Source organism: Lysobacter enzymogenes (assembly GCF_017168095.1).
Classification (GTDB): domain Bacteria; phylum Pseudomonadota; class Gammaproteobacteria; order Xanthomonadales; family Xanthomonadaceae; genus Lysobacter; species Lysobacter enzymogenes_D.
In genome coordinates this window covers 1-3031 of sequence record NZ_LXSD01000423.1, presented here as the reverse complement: position 1 = coordinate 3031, position 3031 = coordinate 1, and the positions used below count along the sequence as shown (strand labels likewise).

Sequence of the window (3031 nt, the reverse complement as noted above, 5' to 3'; positions counted from 1 at the left end):
TGCGATGCAGGCGCGGCGGCGGGCGCAGCCGTGGCGGCGGCCGACGCCGGCGCCAGCAACGCGCTGAGCCGCGCGGCGTGTTCGCGAACGAAATAGCCGGCCAGCTCGGCGATGCTCTGGTACTCGAAGAACAAGGTCTTGGGCAGCGAACCGAAACTGCGTTCGAGCTGGCCGGTCAGGTCCATCGCCAGGATCGAATCGATACCGTAGCGCTCCAGCGGCGCCTGCGGATCGAGCCGGTGCGCGGCCAGCTTGAGCACCTGGGCGAACTGGCCGCGCAGGAATTCGACGCAGCGCTCGTCGAGTTCGCCGGCCGCCGGCGTCGCGACAGCAGGAGCGGCCGCCGCAGCGGCGCGCGGCGTGGCCTCGCCGAACAGGCGCGAGCGCAGTTTCGCCGCGTCGCCCTGCACCGCCAGCGTCTGCGCTGCGCCCAGCGCCAGCGCGCGGTGGAACGCGCGCACGCCGTGTTCGCGATCCATCGCGCGCATGCCGACCTCGCGCTGCAGGCGCGCCTGGCTGGCCGCGTCCGGCGCCATGCCGCCGTCGCGCCACAGCGGCCACAGCAGCGACACGCAGCGGCCGCGGCGCAGGCCCTGTTCAACCAGCGCGTTGCGGTGCGCGGCGAAAGCGTCGAGGAACCCGTTGGCGGCGGCGTAATCGCCCTGCCCGGCATTGCCGAACGCCGACACCGCCGAGGAGAACAAGGCGAAGAAATCCAGGTCGAACCCGGCGCTGGCGGCGTCGAGGTGGACGCTGCCGGCGACCTTGGGCGCCAGCACCGCCGCGGCCTGATCGGCGGTTTTCTTGAGCAGGTAGTCGTCGGCGATGGCGCCGGCGCTGTGGACGATGCCGTCGAGGCGGCCGAAGCGCTCGCCCAGCGCCTGCAATTGCGCGTTGGTATCGGCGGCGTCGGAGAGATCGAGCGCGCAGTAGTGCAAGCGCTCGCCGTGGCGTTCGCGCAGCGCGGCGAAACGCTCGGCGCGTTCGCCGGCGAGCGGACCGCGGCCGCTGAGGACGACCTGCGCGTGCGCGGTGGCGACAAGGATTTCGTCGGCGAACAGGCGGCCCAGGCCGCCGAGGCCGCCGGTGATGAGATAGACGCCGTGCTCCTTGAACGCCAGCGGCGCAGTTTCCGGCGCGTCGTCCAGCGCCTGCCAGCGCAGGGTTTCGCGGCGTGCGCCGCGGTAGCGCACTTGCGCATCGGCGGCGCCCGCACCGGCCTCGGCGCGCAGGCGCGCAGCGAGCGCGGCCGCATCGAGGTCGGCATCGACCTGGATCAATTGCACCGCCAGCGCCGGATTCTCCTGCGCGGCGGTGCGCAGCAACCCGGCCAGACCGGCGTTGAGCGCGCCCTCGCCCGCGCCCGCCACCACGCATTGCAGCAGCGCGCGGCCGCCGCGCTTGTCGCTGAGGATCGAACGCAGGCGGTCCAGGCAGGCCAAGGTCAGCGCGGTATAGCGCTCAGCGATACCGCCTTCGGTGCGCAGCGCCTGCCAGTTCGCGCCATCGCCCGGATCCTGTTCGAAATCGGGCAGATCGCAGACCACCACGTGCCGCGCAGCGAACGCTTCGCCGTCGCCCGCGGGCAACGACTGCTCGCGCCAGCGCGGATGCGCCAGCAGGCAGCTGTCTTCGTCCGCGGCGGCGGCCTCGCTGTCGACGCCGCCGATCAGTTCGCGCGCCGACAGCCCGAGCAGGCGCACGCAGACCTCGCCGGCCTCGTCGCACAGGTCGATATCGAGCTTGGACACGCGCGCGTCGGCGCCGCCGCCGGCGGCGTGGCGAACCCAGGCGTACAACCGTTCGCCGGCGTCGCGATAGCGGCGCAGCGCATCGAGCGCGAACGGCAGCGCCGCGCGGCCGTCGCCGCGCTGTGCGATCAGCGCCATGCCCGCCTGCACCGCGCTGTCGAGCGCGGCCGGATGCAGCACGAAACCTTCGCGCTCGCTCGCGTCGGGCAGTTCGATCCGGGCCAGCAGTTCGCCCTCGCCGCACAGCACCTCGGCGACGCCGCGCAGGCTGGCGCCCAGCTCGATCCCATGCGCGGCGATGGCGGCGTACAGGCGCTCGGCCGGCAGCGGCGCGGCGATCATGCGCGCGCGCAACCCGGCCAGGTCCAGCGGCGCCGGCGCGGCATCGGCCAGCGGAGACGCGTGGCCCTGGAAGTGCACGCGCTCGTCCTGGCTGTACAGCTCGAAATCGATGCCCTCGTCCGCCGCGTCGACGCCGTCGTCGGGGTACAGCGCCAGCACCGCCGTGGTCGGCGCGTCCACCGCCAGCGGCTGCGCCCACACCAGGTTGCGCAGCTCCCATTCGCGCGAAACCTGCGGCGTGGCGCGCTCCAGGGCGGCGCGGGCCAGCTCCAGATAGGCCACGCCCGGCAGCACCCGCTGCCCGCGCACCCGGTGGTCGCGCAGGAAGAACTCGCTGCCGTCGAAGTCGCTGGCGAAGGCCAGCCGCTCCAGGTCGGAGACGTTGCGATGCAGCAGCGGGTGCAGCTTGTCCGCGCCGGCGCCGCGCGGGCGCGCGTACTCGCGGATCAGCGCCAGCGCGTCGGCGCGCGCGAGCTTCTTGCTCTTGAGCTGGGAAACCACGTACTCGACGAAATCGATCATGTCCAGTCCAGTGCGATCAGTGCGCCGGCGGCGTGCGCCGGCAGTGCGATGGTGTGCGTGCGCGACCGCGGCCCGGTTCAGACCAGGGCGCGCAACAGCTTCACGGCGTCGTCAGTGTCGAGCGCTTCGTCTTCGAGCCGGCCGAGGATGGCGTCGATGGAATCGGCACTCGCGCTCGCTGGCGCGGGAGCGGCGGCGCTCGCGGCGACGGCGGTGCGGCCGCCGTCGCTGTCGAAGGCCGAGTCGATCCAATAGCGCTCCTTGGCGAACGGATAGACCGGCAGGCGCATGCGCGGTGGCAGGTCGCCGCGCCACAAGGCCGTCCAATCCACCGCCGCGCCCTGCGCCCAGGCGCGCAGCGCCGCGCCGGCATCGGCCGCTTCGACCCGGGCCGGTTGGCCGCGACGGGCGCGGCC

At 73.4% G+C, this 3031-nt stretch carries 2 protein-coding genes; both read right to left on the bottom strand.

Annotated elements, in window-relative coordinates; all coding sequences use genetic code 11:
- Positions 1–2615 (bottom strand): SDR family NAD(P)-dependent oxidoreductase (locus tag A7A76_RS18430; RefSeq protein ID WP_206412571.1); only part of this gene is annotated, 2615 nt, incomplete at its 3' end.
- 77 nt (positions 2616–2692) lie between these two features.
- The coding region (locus A7A76_RS18425; protein ID WP_206412570.1) for a hypothetical protein at positions 2693–3031 on the bottom strand (339 nt) is incomplete at its 5' end.